At 56.7% G+C, this 4,834-nt stretch carries 7 protein-coding genes; all 7 read right to left on the bottom strand.

Features of this window, described 5'->3' with window-relative positions; translation table 11 throughout:
• Nucleotides 1–149 precede the first annotated feature (149 nt).
• Nucleotides 150–797 (bottom strand): adenylate kinase, encoded by a 648-nt coding sequence (locus B3849_RS16645; RefSeq protein WP_286780451.1) that lies wholly within the window; start codon nt 795–797, stop codon nt 150–152.
• Nucleotides 794–2,158: a preprotein translocase subunit SecY gene (secY, locus tag B3849_RS16640; protein WP_037945112.1), complete on the bottom strand. Its 1,365-nt coding sequence runs from the start codon at nt 2,156–2,158 to the stop codon at nt 794–796. Before secY ends, B3849_RS16645 begins: the two co-directional genes overlap by 4 nt.
• A gap of 120 nt (nt 2,159–2,278) precedes the next feature.
• Entirely contained in the window at nt 2,279–2,761 is a 483-nt protein-coding gene (gene rplO / locus B3849_RS16635) for a 50S ribosomal protein L15 (protein ID WP_005849796.1), read from the bottom strand.
• Between the two features lie 240 nt (nt 2,762–3,001).
• Nucleotides 3,002–3,190: a 50S ribosomal protein L30 gene (gene rpmD / locus B3849_RS16630; protein ID WP_005849797.1), complete on the bottom strand. Its 189-nt coding sequence runs from the start codon at nt 3,188–3,190 to the stop codon at nt 3,002–3,004.
• 2 nt (nt 3,191–3,192) lie between these two features.
• On the bottom strand, nt 3,193–3,774 hold the full coding sequence (gene rpsE, locus B3849_RS16625; RefSeq protein ID WP_005849799.1) for a 30S ribosomal protein S5: 582 nt from the start codon (nt 3,772–3,774) through the stop codon (nt 3,193–3,195).
• A 109-nt stretch (nt 3,775–3,883) separates the two neighbouring features.
• Nucleotides 3,884–4,243, bottom strand: coding sequence for a 50S ribosomal protein L18 (gene rplR, locus B3849_RS16620; protein ID WP_005849801.1), 360 nt, complete (start codon nt 4,241–4,243; stop codon nt 3,884–3,886).
• 11 nt (nt 4,244–4,254) lie between these two features.
• On the bottom strand, nt 4,255–4,788 hold the full coding sequence (gene rplF / locus B3849_RS16615; RefSeq protein WP_005849804.1) for a 50S ribosomal protein L6: 534 nt from the start codon (nt 4,786–4,788) through the stop codon (nt 4,255–4,257).
• Nucleotides 4,789–4,834: the final 46 nt, after the last annotated feature.

Genomic DNA, 4,834 nt, shown 5'->3' with positions numbered 1-4,834 from the left:
TATGAGGAATTGACTGGCGCGTCAACCCATAGCGGCGGTCCGCCGTATGGATATCCCTTTCAATCTGAAAGCACCCCACCCTGCCCCATATAATAGCAAAACGGCGCGCTTCGAAAAGCGCGCCGTTGCCTGTCGATCGTAAGGTTGGATTAAGCGTCCAGAACCTTGGCGATGCTGTCCTGCACCTCTTTGATGTCCGCCAGACCGTCAACGCGCGTAAGCATGTTGTGGGCGTAATAATAGCCCAACAGCGGCGAGGTCTTCTTGTAGTATTCCATCAAACGATTGCGGAGGCTTTCCTCGTTATCGTCTGCGCGGCGCTTGAAGTTAGACGCGCCGCATTTTTCGCACTTACCGTCGGCTGGCTGCGGCTTTGTCACGTCGTGATAGACTTCGCCACAGTTGCCGCAGGTGGACCGACCAGAAATACGCGCGACCAGCGCTTCGTCATCCACGCCCAACTGGATCACGTGATCCAATGGCTTGCCTGTCGCCTCCAGCAGCTCACCAAGCGCGGTGGCCTGCGCCAGCGTGCGTGGGAAACCGTCAAAGATGAAACCGCCGTGGTCAGTGGTGTCTTCCAGCTTTTCGCGGATCAGGCCGATCACGATCTCGTCGGTCACCAGATCACCGCGTGCCATGACATCGGCAACCATGTTGCCCATCTCGGTCCCGCTGTCTTTGGCTTCACGCAGCATGTCACCAGTGGAAAGCTGTACCATATTGCGTGTCTCAACCAGATGACGCGCTTGTGTACCTTTACCCGCTCCGGGTGGTCCTAAGAGAATAATGTTCATCGACGTACCGGGCTCCGTTTTTTCCGTGGTTTGCCAGACTTACCGCGCAACTGGGAACGTTCAAGCAGACCTTCATACTGATGTGCAAGCAGATGGCTTTGTACCTGCTGGATCGTGTCCATGGTCACGGACACAACAATCAGCACCGACGTACCGCCAAAGTAGAACGGGATCGCAAACTGGCCGCGCAGGATTTCGGGCAGAATACATACAGCCGCGAGGTAAAGCGACCCGAGCACAAGAATGCGGTTCACCACATATTCCAGATACTCGGCGGTTTTCTTACCGGGGCGGATGCCGGGGACGAAACCGTTCTGGTTCTTCAGGTTGTCCGCAACCTCGTCAGGTTTGAAGCTGACGTTGAACGTGTAGAAATACGCAAAGAAGACGATCATCGCGACAAAGAACAGCAGGTACAGCGGCTGGCCGGGGCCGAAGTTGGCCAGCAGAACCGACATCACCGGACCGGTAGAATTGCCCGAGAACGTGCTGATCGTGACCGGCAGCAGCAGCAAAGAGCTGGCAAAGATCGCAGGGATAACACCGGCGGGGTTTACCTTGACCGGCAGGTGCGAAGAACCGCCATCGTACATCTTTTGCCCAACCTGACGGCGCGGGTACTGGATGTGGATCTTGCGCAAGGCGCGTTCCATAAAGACGACGAACATGATCGTCGCGATGACCATAACCAGCACGCCAACGATAATCGCGGGGCTGATGGCACCGGAACGACCCGAGGAGAAGAACTGCGCGATCGCGGCAGGAACCTCGGCGATGATGCCAACAAAGATGATCAGCGAGATACCGTTACCGATGCCGCGTGCGGTGATCTGCTCACCCAGCCACATCAGGAACATCGTGCCACCGACCAGCGTGATCATACAAGCGATGCGGAAATACATGCCCGGATCAGCGGCGATATCGCCAGCCTCAAGGGAGACCGCCAGGCCATAGGCCTGGAGCGTCGCCAGAGCCACCGTACCGAAGCGGGTGTATTGGTTGATCTTCTTGCGCCCCTGCTCGCCCTCTTTCTTGAGCTGCTCAAGCGCGGGCACCATCGAGGTCATCAGCTGAACGATGATCGATGCAGAGATGTAGGGCATGATACCCAAGGCAAAGATCCCCATACGGCCAAGTGCGCCGCCGGTGAACATGGAAACCATGCCGCCGATGCCTTGACCCGCGCTTTCCATAAACTGGCGCAGGGCGGTGCCGTCGATCCCGGGAACCGGAATGAACGTGCCAAGGCGATAAACGATCAACAACCCCAGAGTGAATAGAATCCGGTTGCGCAGGTCTGTCGCCTTGCCCAACGCGGACCAACTGGTGTTGGCGGCCATGCTTTCGACGGCTGATACCATGATATAGGGCTCTTTCTTTGCAAAAACGCCGCCCAAGCCGTTTTCCGGCGGGCGGCATTTGGGAAAACTCGATTGACTATGTAAGCGGGACGCGTCCCGCTCACAAGGCAAAAGGTCGGGTTACGCGTCTGCGTTTGCCGCGGCAGGTGCTGTGACGGTCAGTTTGCCGCCCGCTTTTTCTACGGCTTCAACCGCGGATTTGGATGCACCGGATACCTGCAGTTCAACCTTGGCGTTGAAATCGCCTTTGGCCAGAACGCGGATACCGTCCAACTTGCGACGAACCAGACCGGAGGAAATCAGGGCGTCCTCGGTGATCGCAGCGGAGGCGTCGATCTTTTTGGCGTCGATGAATTTCTGGATCAGGCCCAGGTTCACAACGGCATAGGACTTCCGGTTTGGCTTGGTGAAGCCGCGCTTTGGAAGACGTTGGTACAAGGGCATTTGACCGCCTTCGTAACCGTTGATCGATACACCCGAACGGGATTTCTGACCTTTGATACCACGGCCACCCATTTTACCGGTGCCGGAACCAGGACCACGGCCTACGCGCTTGCGTTTCTTGGTGGCGCCTTCGTTGTCAGACAGTTCATGAAGTTTCATGTCGCTTCTCCTTTTGCCGGATGTGGCCCCCAGCGACGGGAGCGGCCAAACGCGGCGTTGCATGATTCTTGTGGCGGACTGGTGGCCACTGGGGGCGTATAGACGGGAGGCCTGAAGGTTTCAAGCCCTGCCCCAACTCCCAGGTGCCCGAGACAAATTAAAACGCCCCGTAGTTTCCCACGGGGCGTCGATATCGAGCAGCAAGACCAATATAAAGCCTCTAGCTTTCTAGGAAAGCGTTCAGCCTTTTTCTTCGATGATCTCAACCATGTGAGAGATTTTGCGGATCATGCCACGAACGGAAGGTGTGTCTTCCAGTTCACGCACACGGTGCATTTTGTTCAGACCCAGACCAATCAACGTAGCGCGCTGGTCGGCGGGGCGGCGGATTGGCGAGCCAACCTGCTTGATTACGATCGTCTTAGCCATGCTTATGCCTCCTCAGCGACTTGTGCGGACGATTCAACATTGTCCTCACGCTTGGGCAGAATGTCTGCAACTTTCTTGCCGCGACGCTGAGCAACAGCACGTGGCGAAGATTCTTTTTTCAGGCCATCCATGGTGGCGCGGATCATGTTGTAAGGGTTCTGGGTCCCGATGGACTTCGATACAACGTCCTTAACACCCAGCATCTCGAATACGGCACGCATTGGACCACCGGCGATGATCCCGGTACCTTCTGGTGCTGTGCGCATTACAACGCGACCGGCGCCGTGACGGCCTTCCATGTCGTGGTGCAAAGTGCGGCCTTCGCGCAGCTGAACGCGGATCATTTGGCGCTTAGCTTGCTCGGTGGCTTTGCGAATGGCTTCTGGAACCTCTTTCGCTTTACCTTTGCCGAAGCCTACGCGGCCCTTTTGGTCGCCAACAACGACAAGTGCAGCGAAGCCAAAGCGCTTACCACCCTTAACGGTTTTGGAAACGCGGTTGATCGCCACTAGGCGGTCGGCGAATTCGGGTGTCTCGTCGCGTTGGTTGCGGCGGTTGCCACCCCGGTTGTCATCTCTTGCCATGCGGCATCATCCTTTTGGTGCTGCGCTTGCGCGCGTCATAGAGTCAATCCAAGTGGGCAAAGCCCCCGGATCATCGAGGCGGCGCGAGACCCGCGCCGCCTACGTTCGCTTAGATTTTCAGACCGCCTTCGCGGGCTGCATCGGCCAAAGCTTTGATCTTGCCGTGGAACAGGAAACCGCCACGGTCAAAATATGCTTCGCTTACACCGGCCTTCTTGGCACGCTCGGCGATTGCCGAACCAACCTTGGTCGCTGCTTCGATGTTGTTCTTGCCAACAACGCCCAAGTCTTTTTCCATCGAGGACGCGGAAGCCAATGTGACCCCGTTTACGTCGTCGATCAGCTGGGCGCTGATGTTTTTGTTCGAGCGGTGAACGGAGAGGCGAAGACGCCCTGCGTTGACCCGACGAAGTTTGTTCCGAACGCGCAGGCGGCGTTTCAGAAACAGTTGTCTTTTGCTGTTTGCCATCTGTGCGATCCTTACTTCTTCTTGCCTTCTTTGCGGAAGACGAACTCACCCTTATAGCGGATGCCTTTGCCCTTGTAGGGCTCGGGCTTGCGCCATGCGCGGATGTTCGCAGCGACCTGACCAACAAGCTGTTCGTCAATGCCTTCTACCACAATCTCGGTCTGTTTCGGTGCTGTGACTGTCACACCTTCGGGTGCCACATAGTCAACATCGTGGGACAGGCCCAGGTTCAGTTTCAGCGTGTTGCCGTTCATGGCAGCACGATAACCAACACCCTGGATCTCAAGCTCTTTTTTGAAGCCTTCGGTGACGCCGGCAACCAGGTTGCTTACCATTGTGCGGCTCATGCCCCACTGCTGGCGTGCGCGCTTGGATTTGCCGCGTGGTGTGATGGTGACCACGTTGTCTTCGACAGCCAATGTAACGTCGTCAGTTGCCTTGAAGGAACGTGTTCCCTTGGGGCCTTTGACTTCGATGGTCTGGCCGCTCACGGATGCTGTAACACCGCTTGGCAGGTCGACCGGTTTTTTACCAATACGAGACATTTTGCTCTCCTTAGAATACGGTGCAGAGCACTTCGCCGCCAACATT

This window comes from Sulfitobacter sp. UBA4523 (assembly GCF_002388305.1).
In the GTDB taxonomy this organism is placed as follows: domain Bacteria; phylum Pseudomonadota; class Alphaproteobacteria; order Rhodobacterales; family Rhodobacteraceae; genus Sulfitobacter; species Sulfitobacter pontiacus.
The sequence above is the reverse complement of the archived record's forward strand: the minus strand, read 5'-3'. Positions and strand labels throughout refer to the sequence as shown.